Annotated in this window: 27 protein-coding genes; 15 read left to right on the plus strand and 12 right to left on the minus strand. The window is 39.8% G+C overall.

The annotated features are described in order from the left end of the window. Positions 1-20: 20 nt before the first annotated feature. From NMG86_RS00775 to NMG86_RS00790, 4 genes are all read right to left on the minus strand, one after another. Positions 21-695, minus strand: coding sequence for a carbonic anhydrase (locus tag NMG86_RS00775; protein ID WP_026788248.1), 675 nt, complete (start codon positions 693-695; stop codon positions 21-23). Positions 696-786: 91 nt separating this feature from the next. Beyond that, positions 787-1,080, minus strand: a complete 294-nt coding sequence (locus tag NMG86_RS00780; RefSeq protein WP_026795043.1) for a P-II family nitrogen regulator — start codon at positions 1,078-1,080, stop codon at positions 787-789. 15 nt (positions 1,081-1,095) lie between these two features. Further along, positions 1,096-1,389, minus strand: coding sequence for a P-II family nitrogen regulator (locus NMG86_RS00785; RefSeq protein WP_026795044.1), 294 nt, complete (start codon positions 1,387-1,389; stop codon positions 1,096-1,098). 3 nt (positions 1,390-1,392) lie between these two features. Then, entirely contained in the window at positions 1,393-2,370 is a 978-nt protein-coding gene (locus tag NMG86_RS00790; RefSeq protein ID WP_026796778.1) for a sodium-dependent bicarbonate transport family permease, read from the minus strand. Between the two features lie 861 nt (positions 2,371-3,231). Between NMG86_RS00790 and NMG86_RS00795 the strand changes: the two genes are divergently transcribed. The 4 genes from NMG86_RS00795 to NMG86_RS00810 all read left to right on the plus strand — a co-directional run bounded on the left by NMG86_RS00795 (position 3,232) and on the right by NMG86_RS00810 (position 7,321). Then, a complete protein-coding gene (locus NMG86_RS00795; protein ID WP_026798748.1) occupies positions 3,232-4,374 on the plus strand; it encodes a LamG domain-containing protein in 1,143 nt (380 codons plus the stop codon). Between the two features lie 113 nt (positions 4,375-4,487). Further along, complete coding sequence (locus NMG86_RS00800; protein WP_026798747.1) at positions 4,488-5,312, plus strand: hypothetical protein; 825 nt, start codon at positions 4,488-4,490, stop codon at positions 5,310-5,312. 257 nt (positions 5,313-5,569) lie between these two features. Further along, positions 5,570-6,058: a pentapeptide repeat-containing protein gene (locus NMG86_RS00805; protein ID WP_052338595.1), complete on the plus strand. Its 489-nt coding sequence runs from the start codon at positions 5,570-5,572 to the stop codon at positions 6,056-6,058. Between the two features lie 165 nt (positions 6,059-6,223). After that, a complete protein-coding gene (locus tag NMG86_RS00810; RefSeq protein WP_026796783.1) occupies positions 6,224-7,321 on the plus strand; it encodes a LamG domain-containing protein in 1,098 nt (365 codons plus the stop codon). Between the two features lie 67 nt (positions 7,322-7,388). Here NMG86_RS00810 and NMG86_RS00815 read toward each other — a convergent pair whose 3' ends face one another. Continuing rightward, complete coding sequence (locus NMG86_RS00815) at positions 7,389-7,928, minus strand: hypothetical protein (protein WP_026796784.1); 540 nt, start codon at positions 7,926-7,928, stop codon at positions 7,389-7,391. Between the two features lie 126 nt (positions 7,929-8,054). Between NMG86_RS00815 and NMG86_RS00820 the strand changes: the two genes are divergently transcribed. Genes NMG86_RS00820 through NMG86_RS00830 form a run of 3 tightly spaced genes read left to right on the plus strand, consistent with a single transcriptional unit; the run spans position 8,055 to position 11,810 of the window. Then, positions 8,055-9,152, plus strand: a complete 1,098-nt coding sequence (locus NMG86_RS00820; RefSeq protein ID WP_081694426.1) for a polyprenyl synthetase family protein — start codon at positions 8,055-8,057, stop codon at positions 9,150-9,152. Positions 9,153-9,174: 22 nt separating this feature from the next. Beyond that, complete coding sequence (locus tag NMG86_RS00825) at positions 9,175-10,746, plus strand: hypothetical protein (RefSeq protein ID WP_026796785.1); 1,572 nt, start codon at positions 9,175-9,177, stop codon at positions 10,744-10,746. Next, entirely contained in the window at positions 10,743-11,810 is a 1,068-nt protein-coding gene (locus NMG86_RS00830; protein WP_026788257.1) for a hypothetical protein, read from the plus strand. Before NMG86_RS00825 ends, NMG86_RS00830 begins: the two co-directional genes overlap by 4 nt. 14 nt (positions 11,811-11,824) lie before the next feature. On the opposite strand, the gene NMG86_RS00835 is transcribed toward NMG86_RS00830, so the two are convergent. The 4 genes from NMG86_RS00835 to NMG86_RS00850 all read right to left on the minus strand — a co-directional run bounded on the left by NMG86_RS00835 (position 11,825) and on the right by NMG86_RS00850 (position 16,150). Then, the gene (locus tag NMG86_RS00835) at positions 11,825-13,138 is read right to left on the minus strand and encodes a glycosyltransferase (protein ID WP_043938937.1); all 1,314 of its coding nucleotides are present in this window, start codon (positions 13,136-13,138) and stop codon (positions 11,825-11,827) included. An 80-nt stretch (positions 13,139-13,218) separates the two neighbouring features. After that, a complete protein-coding gene (locus NMG86_RS00840) occupies positions 13,219-14,109 on the minus strand; it encodes a polysaccharide deacetylase family protein (RefSeq protein WP_043938935.1) in 891 nt (296 codons plus the stop codon). Between the two features lie 76 nt (positions 14,110-14,185). Beyond that, positions 14,186-14,725 carry a gamma carbonic anhydrase family protein gene (locus NMG86_RS00845; protein WP_026796787.1) on the minus strand — a complete coding sequence of 180 codons (540 nt, stop codon included), beginning with the start codon at positions 14,723-14,725 and terminating at the stop codon, positions 14,186-14,188. Positions 14,726-14,869: 144 nt separating this feature from the next. After that, positions 14,870-16,150, minus strand: a complete 1,281-nt coding sequence (locus NMG86_RS00850; protein ID WP_087882244.1) for an RNA-guided endonuclease InsQ/TnpB family protein — start codon at positions 16,148-16,150, stop codon at positions 14,870-14,872. A 135-nt stretch (positions 16,151-16,285) separates the two neighbouring features. On the opposite strand from NMG86_RS00850, the gene NMG86_RS00855 reads away from it, so the two are divergent. From NMG86_RS00855 to NMG86_RS00865, 3 genes are all read left to right on the plus strand, one after another. After that, positions 16,286-16,792, plus strand: coding sequence for a TIGR02652 family protein (locus NMG86_RS00855; protein WP_026788261.1), 507 nt, complete (start codon positions 16,286-16,288; stop codon positions 16,790-16,792). Positions 16,793-16,803: 11 nt separating this feature from the next. Beyond that, entirely contained in the window at positions 16,804-17,235 is a 432-nt protein-coding gene (locus tag NMG86_RS00860) for a VOC family protein (RefSeq protein WP_026796788.1), read from the plus strand. Positions 17,236-17,393: 158 nt separating this feature from the next. Continuing rightward, on the plus strand, positions 17,394-17,639 hold the full coding sequence (locus NMG86_RS00865) for a hypothetical protein (RefSeq protein ID WP_026788263.1): 246 nt from the start codon (positions 17,394-17,396) through the stop codon (positions 17,637-17,639). Positions 17,640-17,787: 148 nt separating this feature from the next. Here NMG86_RS00865 and panB read toward each other — a convergent pair whose 3' ends face one another. Further along, positions 17,788-18,576 (minus strand): 3-methyl-2-oxobutanoate hydroxymethyltransferase, encoded by a 789-nt coding sequence (gene panB, locus NMG86_RS00870; protein WP_026796789.1) that lies wholly within the window; start codon positions 18,574-18,576, stop codon positions 17,788-17,790. 208 nt (positions 18,577-18,784) lie between these two features. Here panB and NMG86_RS00875 point away from each other — a divergent pair, with 208 nt between their 5' ends. The 3 genes from NMG86_RS00875 (at position 18,785) to NMG86_RS00885 (ending at position 21,704) form a co-directional block, all read left to right on the plus strand. Then, entirely contained in the window at positions 18,785-20,515 is a 1,731-nt protein-coding gene (locus tag NMG86_RS00875) for a response regulator (RefSeq protein ID WP_052338596.1), read from the plus strand. 135 nt (positions 20,516-20,650) lie between these two features. Then, positions 20,651-20,998, plus strand: a complete 348-nt coding sequence (gene rpsF, locus NMG86_RS00880; RefSeq protein WP_026796790.1) for a 30S ribosomal protein S6 — start codon at positions 20,651-20,653, stop codon at positions 20,996-20,998. 151 nt (positions 20,999-21,149) lie between these two features. Next, the gene (locus NMG86_RS00885; protein WP_026796791.1) at positions 21,150-21,704 is read left to right on the plus strand and encodes an Npun_F5560 family protein; all 555 of its coding nucleotides are present in this window, start codon (positions 21,150-21,152) and stop codon (positions 21,702-21,704) included. A gap of 296 nt (positions 21,705-22,000) precedes the next feature. Here NMG86_RS00885 and NMG86_RS00890 read toward each other — a convergent pair whose 3' ends face one another. Next, the gene (locus tag NMG86_RS00890; RefSeq protein ID WP_026796792.1) at positions 22,001-22,867 is read right to left on the minus strand and encodes an XDD3 family exosortase-dependent surface protein; all 867 of its coding nucleotides are present in this window, start codon (positions 22,865-22,867) and stop codon (positions 22,001-22,003) included. 371 nt (positions 22,868-23,238) lie between these two features. Between NMG86_RS00890 and NMG86_RS00895 the strand changes: the two genes are divergently transcribed. Together NMG86_RS00895 and radC are read left to right on the plus strand one after the other, a co-directional pair. Then, on the plus strand, positions 23,239-24,081 hold the full coding sequence (locus NMG86_RS00895; protein WP_026796793.1) for an MOSC domain-containing protein: 843 nt from the start codon (positions 23,239-23,241) through the stop codon (positions 24,079-24,081). Positions 24,082-24,399: 318 nt separating this feature from the next. Further along, complete coding sequence (radC, locus tag NMG86_RS00900) at positions 24,400-25,131, plus strand: RadC family protein (RefSeq protein WP_026795059.1); 732 nt, start codon at positions 24,400-24,402, stop codon at positions 25,129-25,131. Positions 25,132-25,158: 27 nt separating this feature from the next. On the opposite strand, the gene NMG86_RS00905 is transcribed toward radC, so the two are convergent. After that, positions 25,159-26,112 (minus strand): Hpt domain-containing protein, encoded by a 954-nt coding sequence (locus NMG86_RS00905; RefSeq protein WP_026795060.1) that lies wholly within the window; start codon positions 26,110-26,112, stop codon positions 25,159-25,161. Between the last annotated feature and the right edge of the window lie 43 nt (positions 26,113-26,155).

A 26,155-nucleotide genomic window follows, 5' to 3' on the forward strand; every position in this document is an offset into this window, starting at 1 on the left:
AACAGAATAATAACAGGACTTTAACTTGGATTTATTATCGCCAAGAGGTCAGGGACGGGAAAGGGTTCTTGTTCAAGAGGAACAAACTGATTTTGTTTAACATCATACGCTAAAATTCGTCCAGTTTCAATTTCATAAACCCAAGCATGAAGGTGGAGTTTTCCAGCGTGTAACCTAGACCTAACAACTGGATAGGTTTCTAGGTTGGCAATTTGATTTAAAACATTAGTTTGGGTGGCAATACTTAACAATTCTTCTCCCGAATATTCTGAATAATTCTCTCGAATGATCCGACGAATAGATTCTCCATAAAGTTTTAACCAATCATAGACTAATGGCATTTCATCACACAAACTTTGGAGTTGAAGTAATCCTTTGATACTACCACACAGGGAATGTCCACAGATGATAATTTCTTTAATATTCAAGGCTTGAACTGCATATTCAATTCCGGCTCCTTCACTACTGTTTGAAGTTCCGTAAGGAGGAATAATATTACCCATATTGCGAATAATAAAGATTTCTCCGGGTTCAGTCTGAGTCAGCAAGTTGGGAGCAATCCTAGAATCACAACAAGTGATAAATAAAATCTCAGGGGTTTGACCGCGAGAGAGGCGTTGAAATAAGTCTTGGTGGGCTTTGAAATAATTCTGTTGAAAATCATTCAAACCACTAATAATGCGTTTAATCGGCATAAATATGTCCTCAATCACTAACCATTCGAGATCCGGTCAACTGCTAACTGATAACTGATTCGGTGTCAATGTATACTGTCCTAAAATCCCTTTAGTGGATTACCCATTTGGCATCACCCACTAAACACATTCCACCGACTTTTTTGAGTAAAGGTGTGATTAACTCAACCAGGACATTAAGTTGTTTTTCATCGATACAAACGGTCATGATATAGCTGCTCGTAAAATTGCAGTCTAAATCAGAACAGTAAATACCCCGATCCCCTTTCCCAGAGGTATCTTTAATCACGGTATATCCAGAGACTTTGACCTGATCTAAAATATCCAGGGCATCCTGAACATGAAATGTATCAATAATGATTTCTACTTTTCTGATATCTTGCATACTAAATTAACAATTCTAGTAGTGAATCCAAGTTGCATCGTTAACTAAACACACTCCTCCCAATCGCTTCAGCAGAGGGGTGACGCTGGAAATAATTTGCTCAAGTTGTTTTTCGTTGGTGCAAACCGTCATAATATAAGTGTTGCTAAATACTTCTCCGAAATCATCATTAGCAAAACCGCGATCGCCTTTTCCAGACGTATTTTTGATCACGGTATATACTATAACTTTCGCTTGGTCTAGTTTTTCTAAAACTTGATTAACTTCAAAACTACCAATGATGATTTCAACTTTTTTTACCGCTTGCATTCTCTAGGCTCCAATGAGTTTGATGAGTTCTAAATACAGGGGAATTCCCACAATAATATTGAAAGGAAATGTCAAAGCTAGTGCCATGGAAACGTAAATACTAGGGTTGGCTTCGGGAATAGTCATTCGCATGGCGGCGGGAACAGCAATATAGGAAGCACTGGCACAGAGAACCGTAAAAAGTAATGTGTTTCCTTCACCAAATCCTAAGACTTTACCAATAACAATACCTAAAATTGCATTAGCAACGGGAATAAAAACAGAAAAAGCAATCAAAAATGATCCGGCTTTTTTCAATTCTCGAATTCGCTTGGCGGCCACTAATCCCATATCTAAAAGGAAAAAGGTTAAAGCACCATAGAAAATACCTTGAGTAAAGGGTTGTAATTTTTCCCAGCCTTTGTCTCCGGTTAATAGTCCGATAATTAAACTACCGACCAATAGAAAAACGGAACCATTTAAAAAGGATTCATGTAGAACTTTTCCCCAAGAAAAAGCCTCATTTTCACCCTCTTTAGCCGGGGCAAAAACCCGTACCAAAACAATCCCAATAATAATTGCTGGAGATTCCATTAAAGCTAAGGCCGCCACCATGTGTCCGCCATATTCAATGTGTAATTTTTCTAGGAAGGAACTGGCAGTAATAAATGTCACGGCACTAATGGAACCATAGGTCGCTGCAATCGCCGCCGCATTATACGCATCCAATTTTAGGCGCAAAATAAAAAAGCTATAGGCAGGAACCACAAGAGCCATGATAATCGAAGCCATCAGGGTTAAGGCAATTTGGGTATTAATTCCACTTTCTGATAACTCGTAGCCCCCTTTAAATCCAATTGCCAATAACAAATATAACGAAAACAGTTTGGGTAAAGGCGGAGGAATTTCTAAATCCGATTTACAAAAGACGGCTAACACCCCCAGAAAGAAAAACAGTACCGGAGGGTTAAGGATATTAAATAAAATCAGGCTTCCATCCATAAATTAGAGTTTGGGTGTAGATGATATAAAAAATCTTAATCAAGATTAAATAGAATATACTCAGAGAAGGGTAAAAAAATTCTAAGAATCTTCTTAATTAAGACTTTAGCACTAAAATTTAGTTTATAAATAATTCTGGCAAGATTTTATATTCAAAATATAGGCTTAAAAGGGAACACCGGATCTGGGGTAATACTTCTGGCTGTTTCATGTCAGTATTAAAATGTTACAACCTATTTAGGATTGCTATATATCTAAAATCATCTTCTACCAGTAAAACGTGCATTGCTTCTGATTCCTATTTCACCCTAGTCAACTCAACTTAATTCTATAAAAGATTTTACCTTGAATTAGGTTATAAAACATAGTGACTTTTTTAAGGTTGTTGCTCTTTTGGCAATTCTGATCAAATTCCTAGGGGAATTATTAAGATTTGTTACAATTGACAATGATTGTCACCTTTACTTGTTTGATGATTAGTTGTTGGTGGTAAATTTTTTTTTGACCAAAAATCCCCCTTGAAAGAGGACGCTAAATTTAGGTAGCTTTCCTTTGAATTTTTTTTGCTAACGTCCTCTCTAATATGGATAAAGCAACTTTTTGGCCCATTCATCACTCCTAAACCCATCAACACCTCAAAGAATTATTGATTCTGTGCATCCATCCTAGAGTTGAGTTGTGAAGTTCAACAAAAGGTTGAGAATATTACGATTCCAGGCAGAAATAAAAAGATTATGAGTATCAGACCTTTATAGAAGGTTCAACCTGTTTTGGATTCAGGCATTTTTACTCATTTCAACAGTTAAACATCCAGACTCATTGAGTTGAAAACTTTCCTCAATCTAAGGAGCATCCAGTTTTATGACGAGCAGCGCAACAGCATCACTGCTGTATTTTAACGGTACAGACGATAAGATTGATGTGGGCTACAACAATGAATTAAATCCCCAAACTTTTACAATTGAAGCTTGGGCATATTCCCGCACCTCAAATACAGGAATTGAGCGCTCTGTATTAACTTCCCGTCCCGATAGTTATCGGTGGGGGTATATGTTTTATCAAGCTTGCTATCAAGATAATTGGGAATTATGGCTGTTACCTCCAAATGGTGATTATCAAAAAATTCGCGGGCCAAAAGTTCAAGCCAATGTCTGGACTCATTTAGCCGCCACTTATGACCCAGGTTCGTCGGTAGCCCGGTTTTATATTAATGGCCAACAAGTCGCCCAACAAAACCTAAACTATCAACCTTCTGGGCCAACGGGTTCTAATCGTCAGAATATCTTACGCATTGGGTCAGGTTCTACGGAGTCGGGCTATTGTGTTGGGGGGAATTATTTCTTTAATGGTTATATTGATGAAGTTCGCGTCTGGAATAGCGTTCGCAGCGCACAAGATATTCAGGCGAAAATGAATCAACGCCTCACGGGTCAAGAAGCCAATTTAGTCGCCTATTGGCGGTTAAGCGATATTTCGGGCGCACAAGTTTCTGACCTCACAGGTCATGGTCATAATGGCAATATTTGTAAAGGTTCCATGGGTTCTCAGACTATTAACCCACCCTTTCCAGTACCCACTCCAGTACCTACTCCAGTACCTACTCCAGTACCTACTCCAGTACCCACTCCACCTCCTCCAACTTCAGGTCAATTTGATGTGATCAGTACCTCAGAAACGGGCTATAACTTCACGAATACATCGGGTCGGGATATGACCTTTACCTTTTACCCGTCAGGAGAATGGAAACCTGCCTATTTTCTTCCTTATTATACTGCCGCAGGAGAAACGGGTTTTCCCTATCAACAATACATGGTTTATCCTCAACAGACATCCTTTGCACTGTTAGCAATTGACCTACAAACTAATACGGTTTTAGCCGAAATTAACGGGACAACTCAATTCGTAATTAAACCCGGACAAACTGTTGCTTTCCGCATCAATGATGTTGTGGGTTGTTATGCCGATAATTATGGGACTTTAACCGTTCAATGGTCAGCCGTTTAGGTTAATCTTAGAAACGGTAAATATTGAAGGAAAAGAGACGCTAAACAGTAGAAATATTATTGAGGTATTTCTACAAATTTGAAATTTATTTTGAACAACAGGAGAAGCAGCAGATGATTGTCGATTTGCAATTTCGCACGATCTTAAATGGGAATACTTTTGGAACAGGAACATTTAGTTATAACGGACAATATGCACCTGTTACTATTCTGCATCAAGGAGATTTAATTTCGTTTACTTATCAGGATGAAATTGTTGGGTCGCTTGACTTAAGCCACTTAGCAAATTTTGATTTTGTCTATCAAAGTGTTGACAATATTTGCGCTTTTAATATTGTTGTAGCCTCTGCGGATCGCACGCGATCGCTAACGGCTGGCCCCGCCCAACCTCACCTGACCCGACCCGGAACATCAGCCGATGTCGCTAAACCCCGTTCTCAAGTCGTAGAATTAGAGTGGCCTACCCCCAAAACCTCACCCCTAACACCTCCACCTACCCCAGTCCCCACTGAAATCCCAACACCTCCACCTACTCCAGTCCCCACTGAAATCCCAACACCTCCACCTATCGAACTTTATGGTCAATTTGATGTTGTCAGTACCTCAGAAACGGGCTATAACTTCACGAATACATCGGGTCGGGATATGACCTTTACCTTTTACCCGTCAGGAGAATGGAAACCTGCCTATTTTCTTCCTTATTATACTGCCGCAGGAGAAACGGGTTTTCCCTATCAACAATACATGGTTTATCCTCAACAGACATCCTTTGCACTGTTAGCAATTGACCTACAAACTAATACGGTTTTAGCCGAAATTAACGGGACAACTCAATTCGTAATTAAACCCGGACAAACTGTTGCTTTCCGCATCAATGATGTTGTGGGTTGTTATGCCGATAATTATGGGACTTTAACCGTTCAATGGTCAGCCGCTTAGGTCAACCCCAAATCTAGCTGTTAAACTCTTTCATCATTATTAATTGATAACGGTCAGTAGGTTCTAGGTAAAATCCTGCATGAAGGAGAGTTAATTCTCTAGTTTTTTGTGATAAATTTGTCTTGAAATTCTACTTTATTTTCATAAAAAATGTTGACAACATTTCATAATTGAATATAATGGTAGAATGGATTAATCCAATCAACTATGAGTTTCGTTCTGGTCTATCCATTGATTAATAATTAGGAGTAAAAACGATGTCTGCTGCCGCAAACTGGCCTTTTCCATTGCCTAATACTAAAGATTTAGTCAGTTTGTTAAATTGGCTATATCTTCAAGGAAAACGGGATTTTCCCTATAGCTATCTGTATGAAGCTAATCTAATTAATGCCAAACTTCCCTCGGTCGATCTTAGCTTTTCTTATATGTACAAAGCTAATTTATTAGGTGTGGATTTAATGGCAGCTAACTTAGGCTATAGCTTTTTTGCCTATAGCTATTTGGGTTATGCTAACCTCACCTATGCCTATTTTGGCTATGCCTATTTAGCTTATTCCAACTTAAATCATGCCAATCTCACCTACGCAAATTTGAGTAATTCTGATTTGAGTAATTCGGATTTAAGTTATGCAGATTTAACCAATGCCGATCTAAGTAATTGTGATTTAAGTTATGCGAATCTAACAGGTGCAAATCTAACCAATACTAAAATGACAGGTGTAACGATGGTGGGAGTTATTAAGTAAGTTATCCCCTAGGGTTTAAGCTGCACTTTACTTTCATCAGTTAGGTAGTTTGACCTTTAATCCTTGCCGAAAATAGAGTATGGAGAAACAAAAATTATTTTTTATTTCTCCCTCTCTCCCCAATTTTAATTCAGTCTAACTTATTGAAAAGGATGGCAAATTATTATGACCAGCAATAATCCTCAAACCTCTCTCTTGTACTTTGATGGTGTTGATGACTATGTAGAAATTCAATACCAAACTCAATTAAATCCTCCCACTTTTACGCTAGAAGCTTGGGTTTTAGATTTGAGTATTCCTGATACAAACTTAGGAATTATCACTTCAGCACCGTCCACGAAAAATAACTTTAAATGGGGATATGATTTTGCCGAACAGACCGGACGTTCATTTTTTGCACTTCATGTTCCTGGAGGCAGTACCAATGCTCAGGTCAATAATTCTTTACCCAAAAATGTTTGGACTCATCTGGCAGGAACTTATGATCCAGCAACTAAAAGCCAACTTTTTTATATCAACGGTAAACTTATAAAATCTTATACAAGTAGCTATAAGCCAGAACCCCCCCCATCTGCTGACATTTATAACCTGTTGCGACTAGGAACAGGATACATTGATCGATCAGGTTTTGGGGGTTGCTTCAAAGGATATATTGACGAAGTTCGTATCTGGAATATCGCTCGAACTGAACAACAAATTCAAGAAACCCTCAATAAACAATTAACAGGTAAAGAACCAAATTTAGTTGGATATTGGCGCTTAAGCAATATTTCTGGGAATAAAGTTACTGATTTAACTGGGAAAGGGTTAGATGGAATCATTCATGGTAATCCTACCTCTCAATTAATTGATAACCCACTATTTACCACTCCCCAGCCAGAGAAAACGACAACCTTTGATGTTGATATCAAATCCCCCTCTGGTACGCCCTTTAAAAATGCTTTTGCTCAGGAAGTTAGCTTCAAAGTTTCTGCTACTGGAACCTGGAAACCCGCTAATTGGGAAGGTGTCGATTGTACGACCGCCGGATGGGAGGGTTTTGAATATCAAAATCTGATGAAATATCCTAACAATAATTCCTTTGCCTTGTTAGCAGTTGATGTGGAAACTAACACCGTTTTAGCAGAATTAGGGAGTGAAACAACTTTAGTCTTAAAACCCAGTCAAACCATTACCTTTGTTGTCAATGACATTCCTGGTAATGATGGCTATCAAGATAATACAGGACATCTCAGTGTCACTTCTGTTGCACAGATTCCCTAAAATTAGGTTGGGGAGAGTTGACTGTTGAAATGTTAACAGTTAACTCTATTTGTCCCCTTATCTTCCCCTATTCAAGATCAACTCGAAGCACATCCTCTGGTATATTATCAATCAAATAACTGTAGATTGGATGCTGTTGTTCTATGGTTGCAGGAATCGGAAAAACAGAAGTAGGCAACCAAGTTTGATCAAATTTGTTCCATAAATCTTGTAACTCTGGACGAATGGCACTATCCGCCAAAAAATTCATCACAATCCCATAAATTGCGGTTAAATTTGGTAAAGTTCCTTGAACATAAATTTTACCGATAACAACCGCAGCATCTAACGATAACCGTCCCTGAATAATCGCCCTTAAAGTTTCAGCATCAGTACAAAAATCGACGGTCGAAACGTCAAAGAGAGGTTCAATTTCAACTTGTAATTGTTCACCCCCATGCGCCTTTAATTGTAAAGGAATGCCATCTAGTTCAATGACTGCGGATTTTCCTGAAACTGCCAGGACAAAACCATCCCAAGTTGAGCCTCCCTGAGTGCGAACTATAAATACTAATTCCTCTAACCATTCCTTTAATTGTTGCTGACGTTCTCTCAATAAATCAACCATCTTTAGGAGTTAAAAATGAATTTTATTTGAACCGGAATCTATGGCTAATATAGCATAAAAATTGATCGATTAAAACCCTAGCAACCCCTATCACCTATTTGAACGGCAACGAGTGAGTAAGAACCGATGTTTAATCAAACTATTATTAATGAAGCCTTACAAAATTCCCGTTCTGCTATTGTTAGTAAAATTCAGGAATTTGTGGATAGCAAACGTCAAAGCACAGGTGCTTATACTCCTTTATATGATTTATTAACCGATTATCCCTTCCGCATGGGAAAAATGCTCAGACCCACTATTTGTATTAGTGTAGCTCGTGCTGTTGGAGGCATGGGACAATCTGCTTTAGCAACTGCTGCCGCCTTAGAACTTTATCATAATGCGTTTTTGATTCATGATGATATTGAAGATGGCTCAGAATCTCGACGGGGAAAAGAAACATTACATTCTAGGATTGGGATTCCTCGCGCCATTAATGTCGGAGATGCGACTAATGTTTTAGCTGTGGGTTTATTATTAGAAAATCTATCTTTCTTGGGAGTGACAAAAACCCTAAATATTCTCCATGAAATTGAAGTTATGGCACAACAATCCGTTGAAGGACAGGCAATGGAATTAGATTGGGTAGCCGATAATGCCGCCTATTTAACGGATCAAGATTATTTTACCATGTGCGTTAAAAAAACCTGTTGGTATTCGTTCATGACCCCTTGTCGAATTGGGTTGATTATTGGAAATCCTAATGCTAACGCCAGTGAATTAATCAAACCTTTAGCCGAGTTAACTCGATTTGGAATGCTACTAGGAATTGCCTTTCAAATTCAAGATGATCTCTTAAATCTAGTGGGAGAAATCGAAACCTATGGCAAAGAAATTGGAGGAGATATTTATGAAGGAAAACGCACGGTGATGTTAAATCACGTCATTACCCATAGCAAACCCCAAGAAGCAGAAAAAATTCTCAATATTTTAGCAATTCCAAGAGAAAAGAAAACTCCAGATCAAATTGAGTTTATTTTGCAATTGATGCGAAATTATGGCAGTATAGAACATGGTTGGGATTTAGCTCGTTCCTATGCGAATCAATCCGCAGAACTGTTCGAATCTCTGGATTTCCTTCAAGCTGAAACTCCCGTCCATCCAGAGGAAAAATTAATTTCAGAATATCATGATCGACGATTCTTAGAAGAATTGATAAATTATGTAATTTATCGCAATTTATAATCAATAAAAATAGGATAAAATCATGAATTTAGAATTAAAACAAACTGACAATTTCCCGATATTAATTCAGGGTAAACTCGGATTAAATGTGATCCTGAATTTATCCTGTTGTAATCATCAGTTGGAAACCTTACTCATTCGTCCGATTTTAGAAGATGGGTTCACCGATCAACAACAGGTAGTATCTTGTTATTATCAAGTTAATCCAGCCTATCTTTATTTATTATCAGGAAAAACGGCAAATCTGACTTTAACCTTCCAAATTCCCGAAACTATTCCTGATCATCCGGTGAAAATCGGGTTAAGATTTCCAGGGATAGAAGCAGAAGCGATTCCCATTCTCATCACTCCTGTATCTCCTCAACCTGATTCTGAAACGAACTCAATTCAGATTTATCTTCAAGTCACCTTTCCTTTTTCTAACCAGAATATTCAATCCCCAACTCATTTTTCTAGTCAAAAAACAGGCGCAATTTGGGGATTAATTTCAGGGTTAAACGATTTAGATACAATTCCCTCTCGTTGGTTTATTGCTGAAATTATTACGCTTTTAGCGATAATTGGAAATGATTATTCTCAGACTAAATTTGGAAATAAAATACTTCATAAACTTAAAAAAACAGATTTTTTCAAAGTAGGTATGAAGGCATTTAATTCAGCTAATATTTCTCACTGGCTGATCACAAGTTTATCTACGATTCAAACTTATTTAGGTAAAAAATTAGGATTAGAAGTTTGGGAACAGTGGTTATATAGTTTGGAAAAAACTGATTTAGAAACCGAAAAAAAATCAGAAACTATTTTAATTTCTCCCCTGATATCTTCTGATGGGGTTTCTCAACAGAATATCCCAACAGAAGACTGGTTTTGTTATATTATTTTGGGTTTAAAACAGATTTCTCCCACTTTTTCTAATCAATTAGAAACTCTAATTTTTCCAGCTTCAGCACAGCTTAACAATTCTTCTTTTGGGTCGAGGTTATTTAAGTTTATTCCCCCTAAAACTAACCCAGAAAACCAAGCTATTACCCTCGAAAAAATTATCACTTTAACCACAGGAATATCTAGTTTTGATACCTTACCTGCTCGCTGGTTTATTGTAGAAGTGCTTTTGATTTTAGCCGATCATGGAAATCAGTATTCAACCCAAAAACAGGGGATAGAATTATGTTCTAAACTACAACGGACTCGATTTTTTAAAAATGGGGTTATTGCTTTAGCTTCCGCACAATTTCCCCGGTGGTTAATTGTCAGCCATCAAGCAGCATCAGCCTTTCATACCGATACAGGAGAAAGCTTAGAAACCCAAGGATTACTCTATTTTTGGGAAAAATGGTTATGGAGTTTAAATTCTCAGCCCTTGCCAAATATTTTAAATTATCATACCCTAACGGAAAACCTAATTCAAAAAAATGGGATGAATGCTGAAAAATGGTTCGTTGATATTATTTTAGGACTGACTTTAATTTCGCCTAGAATAGCAGCATTTGTCCATTCCATGGCCGAGACAGCACCAGCAATTTCCCTCGAATCCGCAAGTGTTAAAACTCCATTAGAAAATATTCTCAATTCTAATCTATCTTTACAACGATGACTTTAGATCTTTCACTGATTAACCAGATTGAATCTTTACGGATTCCTTTAGATGATTCTGAATCTCCTTTAGATTGGAAAGATTGGTATCATTATATTCTGATTCATCCTAAAACCGGGATGCGAATTTTAGTGAATATTACTCTCATGGGTAGACCCCAACGGGGAGAAATTCAAGTCAGTTTGATTATTAATAGTCCCAATTATTTATTACCCCTATCCCTACAAACACCGGATTTAATTGCGACCTTTGCTGCGGCTGTTTCTATTCCTTGGAAATCTAATCAGGTCTGTTCTCAACCCTTAGAAATTCAAGTCAAAGGGGTACATTTACAAATTAATGGTGAACAATCTAAAATCCGAGTTTTTGACGAGCCATCGCAACTTTCTATTGATTTTAAAACTCAAGCCAAGGCTACTCCTTTATTAGTTACAGAAGATGCTCAATTTGGCAGTGGTTTTATCGGCTGGGGATTAATTCCTGGGTTAGAAGTTGTAGGAGAATTAGACGTTGGTGAAACCAAATTTAACTTAAATTCCGATTGGTTTTGTTATCACGATCGCAATTTTGGCCGATTCCGATGGGGAGAGGATATTGGTTGGGAATGGTTTGTGATTTTTGCCCAAACCGAAACTAAAATTCCCCTCACCCTAATCTTAGACTGGAGAACCAATAAAACCCATAGTCAAGGCGGTTTACCTTATATTTTTATCTATCAAAATCATCAGTTAAGGAAAATCTTTTTAGGGGAAACCTTACGCCTTAATTGGAATTGGTCTACAGTTTCCTATCAACCCTTACGTTTACCTGGAATTATGGCTTCTTTATTTAGCGATCGCTGCCTAAAAATGCCCCAAAGCTTGCAAATTGAAGCCCAAGATGAACAGGATCATTTGTTGTTAAATCTCAACTTTGATGCTACCCTAGAACTGATTGTCCCCGATAATCAATCCCGTCAATATACCTTTATTGAAGAACTCTCTGGAACTGTGGAAATGCACCTAAACCTTAACGAAACCCAATTAACAGCCCAAGGATTTGTTTATGCAGAATATGTGCAGTAAACTCCCAACACCGATTAACAAGACTTCAAATAGGTTTCAATAATATCAATAGCTTTGTGGTTTCCCTGTTCGGCCGCGATATAGTGGCTGACTTCAGTGACACGGGTAGCATAATTTGGATCACCTAATAACACTTTAAGTTCTGCTAAAACCGTAGACGCTTGATAAAGATTGCGGTCTAATATTCGTCCAACTCCCATTTTTACCACTCTCGCCGCATTGTCCGGTTGATCATAATTAAAAGGAACAATCAACATCGGATGCCCTGCGCGTAAGGCTTCTGCCGTTGTTCCCATCCCCCCATGATGGACAATTGCCGCCGCATGGGGAAAAATAGCCGCATGGGGCGCGTAGTCAACAGCAATGATTCCTTCGGGTAAACCCAAAGCGTTCAATTGGTGTGCCGCCTTTCCCATCATCAAAATTGCCCGATATCCTAACTCTTGGGCGGCTATCATCCCCTCCTGATAAAAGTTGCCAGGAGCTAAAACAGCCGTTGACCCCAAGGTAAATACAATCGCAGGTGGCCCATTATCCAAAAAGGCCTGAAGTTCTGGGGATAACCCCGGCCCAGAATTGGGACGGTAAAAGGGAAAACCCGTAATCTGGGTTTGTGGGGGCCAATCTGGTTTGGCCGTGGCGAAGGTTTGGGAAAATAAACCTAATACCAGCGGCGCAAATTGTCCTTCAAACAAAGGATCAAGCCCGCCTTCTAACCCTAATTCTGCTTGTAATTGTTCCAAAGGAGCGCTCCAAAGTTGAATACTCCAGCGCAATAGACGCAGGAGTGAATCTCTAGCCACCACAGCCATTGCCTGTTGATGGCGAGATTGAGTGCTTTTTTCCTGGGTGGTATCATAGACTGAGATCAAAGAAGCACCGGGAGATAAAATCGTAGAAACCCAGGGAATTGCTATTTTTTCAGCGACTAAAGATGCCACTAAAATTAAAGGATGGGTTAAGAGTAAATCTGCTCCTTGACAAGCCTTGATTAAGTCACAATAACTGGTGCGTAAATAGGGCATTAATAAATAATTGATAATGTATTCTACGCCCCGTTGGGAGTCCATCATCATTGAAATAAATTCTCCCTCATTGGGATCTTGGGGTAAACCACCATTGGGTCTGAGGGGATGAAATTCTATTCCTGCTGTTTCTAGGGTCTGTTGATATTGTTCACAGGTGGCAATACTGGGAGAATATCCTCGACTTTGCAATTCCTGAGCCAACGCCATATAGGGATATAAATCCCCTAAAGATCCAAAGGTTGCTAAAACAATTCTCTTTCCAGAGCCGTTTGAAGTTTGATCTTTTAATCTACTGTCCATGGGATTGAATTTACAAATACCTGATTCCACATTATTAAATGTATCATGAGCTAATAAAATATTTTGCCTTGAATTAAGTTCTAAAACATAGTGACTTTTTTTAAGGTTGTTGCTCTTTTGGCAATTCTGATCAAATTCCTAGGGGAATTATCACGATTAACTGTGATTCGAGAAATTCGATATTTATTGGTATAGCGATTAATTCGTGTCATATTTCCATCATAGATATATCCGGTTAAATAATAGGGAGGTAAGGATTTTTCCACTCTCCGGTTAACTTTTCCAAAGGGATAAGCAAAATGAGCAGCCACCCATTTATTTTTATCTAAATCTTCCATACAGGTTCTTAGATCGAGTTTAGCTTGTTCGAGTTCAAATTTTAAATCTTTCCCTTTGATTAAGGTTAATTGTTTATGGGTTTGACCATGGGATTGAATATCATAATATCCGCGTTTATAGCCATCCCGTAGTTCTGCACAACTTACATGGGGTAAAAAATCCTTTAACCTCACTCCCATTAAGCCTGGATTTACAAACCAGACAATTTTGATTTTTTTGTTGTATTCTTTTTCTAAGTCTTTTAAAATCGGTAAAACATTCTCGTGAACACCATAATAACCATCGTCAAAGCTAATCATTATAGGTTTTTGCCCGATTTTTTCTGAAGGAATGGGCTGGGATTTTTCAATAAAATAGATAAATAAATCTTGAGTTGTTAAAAACCAATAGTTATTTTTAGCTAAATAATTAAGAAAAGTATAGAAATCTTGTTTTAAATAATCATTTTCAAATTGGGTTCTTCTTTCAGGACTTTGATCAATATTAGATTCGTCAATAATATCATGTAATCCAAAAATGGGGATTCTGATACTGGCGGTTCTGTAGGTAGCTCCCAGGGCGGGAATACTTAACAAAATCACACAAAGTAAGCCAATTAGGAAACTAAGCAAAATCCGATTTTTTTTTGCCATTTCTGTTGTATAATAGAGAGATTAAAACCACAAAGACACAAAGACACGAAGAAAGATAAAGAGAATAATTTTAATTTTAACTGAATCCGATTTCTGTCCCCTTTCCGGCATGAACCAGGGCTAATTTTTCATAGCGTTGAGCGTGTTCAATTAAATCTGCCGCAGCTTCCGGGGACACATCCCGCAGACGTTTGGCGGGAACACCCACAACTAGGGAAAACGGCGGCACATCTTTGGTGACCACCGAACCCGCTCCAATTATACTTCCGGTTCCCACCCGTACCCCGTCTAATACAACGGCCCCAATCCCAATTAAACTTCCCCGTTCGATATGGGCCGAATGAATCACCGCCCGATGACCCACAGTAACACAATCTTCTAAAAGGGTAACTTTCCCCGGATCACCGTGCAGAATCGCACCATCCTGTATATTAGTTTTGGCACCAATAATAATTCGTTCCACATCCCCCCGAACCACCGCCCCATACCAAATACTCGCCCCCGCCCCAATTTCTACAAACCCCATAACAACTGCATTGGGGGCAACAAAAGCAGCCTGGGAAATATCGACATCGGGCCAGTAAGGTTGATCATTCTGTGGAGATGGATGAGACATGGGTATTAGATTCCTTCAAAAACGAACAAGCCAGAATTAACAAGAAAGGTTAAAATTCCTATAGCTATAATACAAGCCTTGGTCTAACACCATTTAATATTGACACTCTCAGGTCTGAAGACACGCTCGATTCTGCGGACAGAATTAGTTTAATCTAATTCTCGCTACGACTGCCGCATATCGTCTACTGAGTTGATTAAGCGACAAACCTAATCTTCCCGATACTTTTTTTAAAATATTAGCTGCACCATTTAAGTCAGCATTAACAACAAAACCATCAGATGTCCGATAAAGACCACGCTTAATTCTATTCCCAGATGCTTTCCACCCCATCGGTTTTTCACCGTATTTGGGTAGGGAGTCCCCATCTAAGAAACTAGCTTTTGAAGTGTAGGCTTCCTCGGTTTCAATAAACCTAATCCCGTGTAAATCACAAAGTTGTTTTACACGGGATTTTAATTTACCCAAAGGCATTTGAACAAACTTTTGATTATTCAAATTCCCTAAATTTGCATCAACTTTAAACCCTTCATTCCAACCCATTACCAAAGTTCCAATACCGTATTTCAGGCAATGGTTGATAATGTGTTTAGCTGCTTTATTAATCCCGTCACGCATTTGGTGATTACGCTTACGAGTTACACAGTCTAACCAATTATCCCAATATCCTTGGGGTTTACCTTCTTGGCGGGTTGATACCTTTTTATTCCAAAGTTGATTTTTAGCTTTCAAATCTCTAGCATCAATCAAAAAGGAATTCCCTAAAGTATCAACACAAGCTGCCAAATTATCAGCAGTTCCTAAATCAATAGACAACGCTTGGTTAATATCTAACTCATGGTTTTGTTTCTCTACTTCGTAGGATACGTCTAAATAAAAAGCACCATTTTTAGGAAGAATCGTGAACTCTTTAACTTTGGAATAGTCAAGATTTGATGGCATAGGTAAGAAAAATTCAGATACGCCAAACCATCTTTTAACTGTTAATCCCAGAGAAAATCTAAGTTGACCATTAATTAATGCTGGTCTTTGCCCTCCAGAATTAGGATAGGCAACTTTAAATAGTTTAGAACCTTTGAGATAACCGGGAGGTTTAGGTCTAAAATGTAGCTGACCTTTCTTGTGTGAATCTCTCAAGTTTTTGAAAGATTTGAATGCTTCTGTCACCGACATTAAGGTTTGTTGCATCGGTGTTGATGGCATTGATTGTGCTAATAAAGATTTTGATACCGATGGTTCAAAAGCTAAATCAAACTTTCCTGTTAGTAATTTACCTGTCTTAAACAATGTTTGACGGGCAAAATAAATTCCCGTGTTGTACAATTTACCGGATTGTTGACAAAGGTATTCTAGTAACGCACAGGTTTCTAGGTCGGGAGACAACAAGATTTGCTGTACTCCGATTGTTTTACTTGCTTTAGTCATTGACTCGACTATTACGACCATGTTGGTTTCTTTATGATAGCATTACTAAATATTTCTAGGGGAATAAATTCCCCTGGGTCGTGTTTCCTCTGGTGGTCTGAAGACACTGAGTTTCCACACTCCCATCCTTTTCTTATGAATTCTGCCTTGCAGTACCCAATTTTTGGCCCGGAAATTAATTGTCCCCATTGCCGTCAGCCTATTCCCGCCCTGACGCTGACGGATACCTATTTGTGTTCTCGTCACGGTGCTTTTGAGTCTGACCCAAATACAGGGGAGTTGGTTCACTTGCAATCGGGCCGTCATTGGCGACGATGGCAAGACGAATGGTATCGACAACATACCCATCCCGACGGGATTCGGTTTGAAATCCATGAAGCCCTAGACCGACTATACACCCAGGGCTATCGGGCAACCCGTGTAATTATTGCTAAACGCTATCAGGATTTAATTAGTAGCTATTTAGAAGGGAACACTCCCTGGTGCAATCCTACAGAGGGAAACGAACCAAAATTGTATGGTTTACCTGTGGAATTTAGTCCCGATATTGGGGATGAACCCCGTTGGAATGTGATTAATTTTGATTTGGAAAAAGAACAGGGCGCTCCTGTACGTTATCCCTATTTTCGATTATTTGAGTAGGGGGAAATTTTATGCACCATATATCAATTCGTACCGCTAATATTCATCGCGCGATCGCATTTTATGAAATCCTAGGATTTACGGTTTGTGAACGCTTTACAACTGGATATACTTTAGCCTGTTGGATGGAAGGTTTAAATGGCAGGATTGAATTAATTGAAATTCCCCAACCCCAACCCGCCCCCGATGCTTTTGGCGATGAACATTATGTCGGTTACTATCATATTTCTTTTGATTTAACTAATCAGGTTTCTGATCTAGTTAGTTGGTTAAATCATCTCAAAAATCAGTTTGATCAAGCTATTATCAAACAGCCTAATTTATTGCAACCCCTCAATATTTTATTAGAACCGATTCAACAAATGATCGGAGATCAGGTTTATGAAGTCATGTTTATTGCCGATTCAGATGGTTTACCCTTGGAATTTATTCGGATTTTGTAGGAATTACGAATTACGAATTACGAATTACGAATTACGAATGGGTAAGGGACTGACTCAAATCGACTGAATAATTTAAGTTAAAACCTAGTTTTCCTTGTGCAAATGAGTCAGCTTAACGGTATATTGATATTTCGTTGATTTAGTTTAAGGAGATTAAAATGCAATCCAAAACCATTCAGTTATTTCTCGCCGTTGGTTTAGCTACTACTTTAGGGGCTTGTGGTGCAGCAGATCAAGGAGGAGAAGGTGCAAAACCAGAGGAAACCACTGCACCCACTCCCGCAGTCACATCTAGTCCAACCACCGCACCCACTCCCACAACTACATCTAGTCCGTCTTCATCTTCAGATGATGACAAAAAAAAGGATAAGGATAACGAAGGAGGCGAAGGGGGCGAAGGCTAAAACGCTTTCCCAGTAGAGATATTCCCAAGAATGTCTCTACAGTTATAGCAGTAGCCATAACTATATTTAACCCACATCCCCCCATTACCCTGTTACTGAGCGAAGTCGAAGTATTACCCATTCGTAATTCGTAATTCGTAATTCGTAATTATCCATTCCCCGGCGGAAATTTCCCCTCACGAACTTCGGTACAAAACTCCTGCACAGCCTGGGTAATAGTTTGTTGTAAATTAGCATAGGTTTTAGCAAAGGGGGGTTGCCACGCAGATAACCCTAAAATATCAGAAGTCACTAAAACCTGGCCATCGCAACCGCCCCCCGCCCCGATACCAATGGTTGGAATGCCTAATTTTTGGGTGATATTTTGGGCCAAATCCGAGGGAATATGTTCTAAGACAATACTGAAGGCTCCAGCTTGCTCTAAAGCGATCGCCTCTGCAATAATTCGTTCAGCCTGATCCAATGTTTTGCCCTGTTTGCGATATCCGCCAAATTGATGCACCGATTGTGGGGTTAATCCCACATGACCCATCACCGGAATTCCCACTTGGACTAACTGACCAACGGTTTCCGCCATCGCTGGATATCCGCCCTCAAGTTTCACCCCTTGAGCACCCGTTTCCTTGAGAATTCGTCCGGCGGAATGAATCGCTTGTTGGGGACTTTCTTGATAAGTTAAAAAGGGTAAATCAACTACTAATAACGCCTGTTTTACCCCCCGTCGTACTGCCTTGGCATGATGAATAATTTCATCTAAAGTTAGGGGTAAAGTGGTATCGTAGCCTAACCCAACCATCGCCAGAGAATCCCCGACTAAAACAATATCAATTCCGGCTTGATCAATCAATTGAGCGATCGCATATTCATAAGCTGTTAATACCGTAATCCGTCGCCCTTGATGTTTCCATTGACTTAATTGTTGCGTTGTAACTGGCATTTACTAATTTTAGATAATTTCATAAGGATTGAATAGTTGACAATCTGGATTTACAATTAAACAAGATTTGATGTTCTTCATATTTCACCCCGTTAAATTTACCACATCTTCTACCCGATAACGCCCAGACCATATCAGTAATCAGCCCTTGGAGGGAGAAGTTTTGCCCACAACCATCGCTGTAAAAAAACCTATAGGGGGAATTATCATGAAAATTTTATTAGTAGAAGATGATCCACTCACCCGCACCACCTTATCGGAAATTTTACTCGCTCATCAATACACCGTAAATACTGCCACCGATGGACTAACAACCTTAGAAATGGCTGGATCCTTTCTCTATGACTTAATTCTATTAGATATTGGCATTCCTAAGCTAGATGGAATCAGTGTTTGTAAACAGTTACGCAGCAAAGGATATCAAAATCCCATTCTACTCTTAACAGCCAGGGATAGCAGTACCGACCGGGTGATGGGATTAGATGCAGGAGCCGATGATTACGTCGTTAAACCCTTTGATATTAACGAATTAATGGCAAGAGTCCGGGCTTTATTACGCCGAGGAAAATCCGTTTCTACGGCGGTCATGACCTGGGAAAATCTGAGTTTTGATCCGATTAATAACGAGGTAAAATCTGGAGAGAGATTAATACATCTGACCTCAAAAGAATACTGTTTACTGGAATTATTTTTACTCAATCCTAAGCGAATTTTTAGCCGGAGGGCAATTTTAGATCGCCTATGGGATTTTGCCGAATCTCCAGGGGAAGAAACTGTCAGTACCCATATTAAATGTTTACGACAAAAACTCAAAGCTGCTGGCAGTGCAAACCCGATTGAAACGGTACATGGTTTGGGCTATCGTTTACGATCGCCAGTTAGCCCATCCGCCTCCGATGCTACCGAGTCCCAAACTGCAACCAACTCTAGTAACTCTCGACAAGAAATCGCCCAGATTACCTCTAGGATTTGGGAAAATTTTAAGGACAAGGTGAAAGTCCAAATTGAGATTTTAGAACAAGTCGCCCCAGCCTTACTCCAAAGAAAGCTGACTCCCGAACTCCATCAACAAGCCAGAAACGAAGCCCATAAATTAGCGGGATCTCTAGGGATTTTTGGTCTGCGGGAAGGTTCACAAGTGGCCAGAGAACTGGAATGTTTACTGGAATTGCCCAAAATAGAGGTTAATCAAGCTCAGTTAATTTCGGATTTAGTCGTTAGCCTGAGTCTTGAAGCCAGTCGCGAAACCCTATTAACGCCCCTGTCTTCCGAACCTGTAGCCTATTCCCCCTTAATTTTAATTGTCGATGATGACTTAATGCTGGCGGAAAGAATTAGGATAGAAGCGATCGCCTGGGGATTAAGAATTGAAATGGCGACGGATCTCTCGGTTGCCCGTAAAATGATTGCTCAAAACCCTCCTAATATTATTCTACTGGATTTGACCTTTCCCAGTGTCTCTACCGAAGATGGTATCACCCTGCTCAAAGAACTCAGGCCTATGATTCCTCAAATTCCAGTTATTACTTTAACCGGAAGGCAAAGTTTAAGCGATCGGGTCACTGTCGCCAGTTTGGGAGTTAAGAGGTTTTTACAAAAGCCTTTACCTGCTTATGAAATCCTGAAAGCGATCACCGAGGTCTTATCCCAGTCTCGGTCAGTCCAAGGGAATCGGGTTTTGATTGTGGATGATGATCCTACGCTTTTGATCTCTGTTTCTAGCTTGTTAGAAGCCAAGGGATTAAGTGTAAATACTCTACAAAACTCAGAACAATTTTGGGATGTGTTACTCGATTGTCGTCCCGATCTATTAATTTTGGATTGGGAAATATCGGGTTTCACTGGCTTAGATCTCTGTCAAGCGGTGCGAACTGATCAACGGTGGTGTCATCTCCCGATCATCTTTTTTTCTGTTTTTACGTCGCCTGCAACCCGTTGAGTGAAATTTAGTGAAAATCAGGGATCAGAAATAGTTCACGCCTTTGAATTGTCACCCCAAACCTGATACATGATATGATCAAAGATCCTTGCTTCTAAATTCAGAAGCCCCGTTGTCCACAAGGAGAATAACAGCATGAAGCCTTTTGTTTACGAAACAACGTATATTTTGCGCCCCGACCTCAACGATGAGCAGGTGGGTCAGTCTATCGGCAAATACGAAACCCTCCTCAAAGACCAAGGCGGACATAATATCCAAATCCAAAATCGGGGTAAACGACGTCTAGCCTACGATATTGACAAGCATCGGGAAGGAGTTTATGTCCAGATGAATTATGAAGGCCCTGGAGCCCAAATCGCTGTTTTAGAAAAAGCCATGCGAATTAGCGATGAGGTTATTCGTTATCTAACGATTAAGGAAGAAGTAACGATAGAGCCGACCGAAGCCACGGAAGCAGAACCCGAATCTCAAGAAGTTGAATAAATTGGGCAAACAGGGGGAAGGATAGAAGCAAATTCTACTCTTGACCCCTGTTATTGTTGTACCCGGTTTTCTTAGCTATTGCCGATTGGGAACAACAGAGATATTTTAGAGACACATATACAAAATAAATTTATAGGAGCCGTTAGTCACCGTGAGCCAACTCAAAAGTCAAACGCCACAGGAGTTACAAGCTGAAGTTACTCGTTTGAACGAGGAGCTACAAATGCGGGAACAGTTGATTCAACAGTTATCTCAGGAACTATTCCGTTTGGTCAAAGGAGATGCTAACTTATTACCCAGTCCAGAGGTTTCTGAGCGTCATCAAGCTCAAATGGTAGCCTTGCGAGAACAACTTCAAGAGATGGAGCAGCAAGTTAAGTTTTATCAAGGACAAATAGCCGAACGAGATACGGAAGCCTATCAACTCAGACAGTCAGTTGAGGAGTTAACAGACCGTTCTCGAATGTTGGAACAGGTAGTTCAGGAGTTACCCGGAGTCTATCGTCAGAAGTTCTCAGAACGTCTGAATGAAGTCATGGAAAAAGTTGAATTACTCCAACGGGAAAATAAACAACTTAATGCAGAATTACAAAGTGTGAGCTATCGTTTAGCTCAGAAAAGTCGCCGTCCCAGTGGCTTAGATTTACCCAGTTTTCAGAATCGAGCTTCGGGCTCTGTTGAGATTCCAACTTTGGGTAATGCTTGATTATTGATAGCTTAAAAATTATCCCCTATTATAGCGGGGAACACCGGAACAGCCCCCCCAAACCCCCCGTGCACGCAGGGCTAGGGGGGGAGGGAACAGGGGGAAAATACTTAACTGTCTGGGTTCCAAGATCCGTCTTTATCCTAAATGCCTTGGCGGTTGCTATAAAATTTAAGGGGCTATTCTTGGTCAAGAATAGCCCCTTAATTGTTTTTCAGTCATATCAGTTGAAAGCATCAAAGTTGCACCCGAATTCACCTAATCTTAATTCAAGTATCAACCTCCGTTCTGATGGATTAAGATTGACGTTTGCTCAGTCGGCTACCACCGAGTAAAGTTAAACCAACCAAAGCTAAACCAGCAAGACTACCGGGTTCGGGAACAGAAACTCCGCCAGCGAGAGAAACACCATCATTCCCACATTCTAGGAACAGACTGGCCATATAGTCATAGTTGCCATCGGCGAGCCCTAAATCGGCTTTATTGAGGCTAAAACCAAGGGTTTCTGTTCCACTAGCACCGAAGAATCCAAAGTTAAGTCCTTGACCCGTTAAGGAGGCAGCGGACAAATTTTGAATACCACCTAATTTGGTCGCACCGGAGTCAATCACATTCAGGATTGTTCCTTGACCGAAATAATTGTAAGCAGCAGCTTTTGTAGCAATGTCAGTACCTTGGGTATCGGCGCTATCAAATCCATGATCGTAATACTGTTTTAAGCTACTGTAGCCGGAATTATCAAGTGTAACGTTGGCACCTTTGACGTTCCCATATAAACCTGTGGTGGCAACTTTGGAGTCATTTGTTCCCGCAAAACGAACTCCTAATAAGCTTTTTTGATTACTAGCGGTTGTGAAGTTTTGGTTAGTAAAGTTTAAGAATAAATCTCCCCAACCAATATTTCCATCGGCTGCTCCACCGTAAGCCACACCCGTCAGAGGAGTTCCACCCGTGAGAGCAACAAAAATGCTATTGCTGGTTTCTTTAATTGCAATTCCTCTGATATTAAAGGATTCACCGCCAGAGCCATCGTTAAAGGAATCAATTCCATAATTCCATCCATTGTGAAGTTTTCCAGCCATCGCCGGAAGGCCGTTTACAGATACTAAACAAAGACTGGCTAATGTCGTTCCAATTAATTTTTTCAGTGTTGAAGTTTTCATAAGTTTGCTCCTGGGTGGTTCGAGTTAGGGCTTTTTTTCTTTTCGATAAATATACTATAGTGGATGGGTGTTAAAGATATGATGTTAAAAACTCCTTAATTTGTAAAGTATTTGTAAAAGGTTTGAAAGCCTGATTGTATAGAGTTTTTACTTTTAGTAACCTACCTAAAATATGTAAAATCAAGTAAAAATACTGATCATTTTTATTAAAATTCAAAATCTAAACAACAAGGATAGATTTTCTCAGTGTTATTACCGAGATTAAAAGTATAAATAAACGGTGAAAAGTATGAATTTTATAGGATTAGCTCCTTGACTAATAGATGAGTTAGTTCTAAGATAGTAATTAGATTATTGTGGAGATCTAATTAATGAATCTGGTTGAACTATTTATTTATCCGATTAAATCCTGTGGCAAAATAGCCCTGAACCAAGGAGAAGTAAACCTGAAAGGATTAGACTGGGATCGGGAATTTATGTGGGTTGATGAATCCGGTCAGTTTGTTACCCAGAGAACTCATCCTCAATTAGCAAAAATTCAAGTTCAACAGTCAGGGGAATTAATAGAATTATCCGTTGAGGATCGGGAAATTAAACCTTTTCAATTGCAACCTATATTAATAGGAACTTCCAAAACTGTACAGGTTTGGAGAGATGAAACTATTGCAATTGATCAAGGGGATGAGGTTGCTGATTGGTTGAAAAATGCTTTAAAAATAGATAATCAATTCCAGTTTCGGTTAGTGCGACAATCTCCTAATTTTATTCGATCTGTTGATCCGAATTATGCTGTTAATATTAATAATCAGGTGAGTTTTGCCGATGGTTATCCTTGTTTATTAACTAATACTGCTTCCTTAGCTGAATTAAACCGAAAACTATCAGAAATCTATCCAATATCATCACAAGAAGTTCCGATGAATAGATTTAGACCTAATCTTGTGATTGATACAGATCAACCTTTTATTGAAGATCAATGGAAAGTGATATTAATTGGAGAGGTTTATTTTGATTTAGTCAAACCCTGTAGCCGTTGTATTGTAACAACAACAGATCAAAATATTGGGGAACGTAATCCATTAAAAGAACCTTTAAAAACCCTAGCTACCTTTCGACAACAACCAGGTGGGATTATGTTTGGTATGAATATTATTCCTAGGAATACCGGGACAATTCATGTCGGAGATTCTGTTGAGGTCGTGGAAACCTATTAAAGCGTTCTATAGCACTACGCATTACAGTTAGGACATTTGTAAATTCTGAAACCATTTCACAGCTTACTGTTCCGGTGTTCCCTCCCCCCCTAGCCCCCCGTGCACGGGGGGTTTGGGGGGGCTGTTCCGGTGTTCCGGTGTTCCGGTGTTCCCTAGCACTATAGTGAATTTTTGTTACAAGTGCGAGTCAGAAATACTGAGACTAATCTGATAGAAACGGCTAATCCTAGGTAACTTAACGCCCTATTGAACTTGAAATTATGGAAAAAATTGGGTAAAATTTAATACTAAATATTGCGTTGGTGGGGTGTAGCCTAAATGACCTATAGCCTGAGAATTGCTGATTTACCCAGTGATGAGCGTCCCCGCGAGCGACTGATGGCCATTGGTTCCAGAAATTTAGCCACGGCTGAATTGATTGCAATTTTGTTAGGAACAGGTCAGGGAAAGGGGAAATTATCGGCCGTTGGTTTAGGACAATATATCTTAAATCAGTTGGGTCAACATCAACGAGATCCCCTAGCGGTATTGCGGGATATTGGGGTTCATGAATTGACTCAAATTCATGGTATTGGGCCAGCAAAAGCCACCACAATTCTAGCGGCCATTGAGTTGGGAAAACGGGTTTTTCAGTCCAAACCCCCCGATTTAGCCGTTATTGAGACCCCCCAAGCCGCCGCAGATGCCTTAAGCCATGATTTGATGTGGCAACCCCAAGAACGCTTTGCGGTGTTGCTATTAGACGTTAAACACCGTCTATTGGGAACTCAAGTAATTACGATTGGAAGTGCAACGGAAACCATCGCCCATCCTAGGGATATTTTCAGAGAAGTCTTAAAAAGCGGCGCAACCCGGGTGATTATTTCCCATAACCACCCATCGGGGAATGTTGAACCCAGTGCGGCAGATATTACTTTAACTCGTCAATTGTTGCAAGGGGCACAACTTTTGTCTATCCCGATTTTAGATCATATTATTTTAGGAAATGGTAATTATTTAAGTTTAAGAACTACCACATCTTTATGGGAAGAATATCCCCAAGCGGAGTAAAAATTTACCCTTTTGTTGTTTTCTGTTTTAGGATTTAACGTGCTTAATTAACAACTGAGCGATCGCTTGTAATTGTTGTTTATTAAAGGTTTTTAATAGAACTTTAACTACCTCTTTCGGATCAGCCGGAATTGTGATTTCTTGAGTCGCGGGTTTAGCGGTGGCTTTTGCACCCGCCAAGGAAGATAAAGCCGCACTGGGGGCAATGGTACTGGCTTTTCCTGCTTGTAAGAGTTCGGCTCCTTGCTTTAACTCATTAATAATTGGGGTCGCTAAAACCTTAAAAGAATTTTTAGGATTTGCGATCGCACCATGGGCCGTTTTAACTAATGTTTGCCAGGGTTCAATTCCTACCCCAACCTTCGTTAACCGAGCGCATAAACCCGCCAATTGTTTACGAGTTTCCGGGGAGTCCGCCTGTTTAAATCCCTGCAACATCGGTTTGAGAACCGTCATCACTTGATTAACGGCATTGGCAACCCCAGGTGTTGCTGTAGCTGTTGGTGTTGTCGCTTTTGGAGTTGCCACGGCTACCTTACCACTAATTAAATCCTTCAAGTGGTTTTCTAACTTGTCATACAGAGGTAGAGAAGCCTGGAGAATTTTTTCCCCTATTTCTTCTGAAAGTCCGGCGGGACTGGCGGCTCGATCAATAAGATTTTTCAATACTTCAAACCCCTTACTATAAAGGGTTTGAGTTGTGGCATCAATTTTTAAAGGCGTGTCTTTAACCAGCTTAAAACAATCTTCTAGGCGTTTAGACACCTTATTAATACTGGCCAGACTGGGCATATTCTCCATCAACATCGCTGCCGCCCCTTTAATGGAGTGAGCAGCCCGATAGATAGAGGCCACTTCTTCCCGGTCTGGATCGGCCATAATTGCGGGGAGCTTTGTTACCCCCATTTGCAGGGTTTCGAGACGCTCCTCCGCTTCTTCCATGAAGATAGCAAATATTTTTTGGTCTTGGTTTGTTGGCACAGCAGCCCTCCTAAACCCTTGAATCAGTAATCAGTAATCAGTA

The sequence above is a fragment of the Planktothrix rubescens CCAP 1459/22 genome (assembly GCA_904830895.1).
In the GTDB taxonomy this organism is placed as follows: Bacteria; Cyanobacteriota; Cyanobacteriia; order Cyanobacteriales; family Microcoleaceae; genus Planktothrix; species Planktothrix agardhii.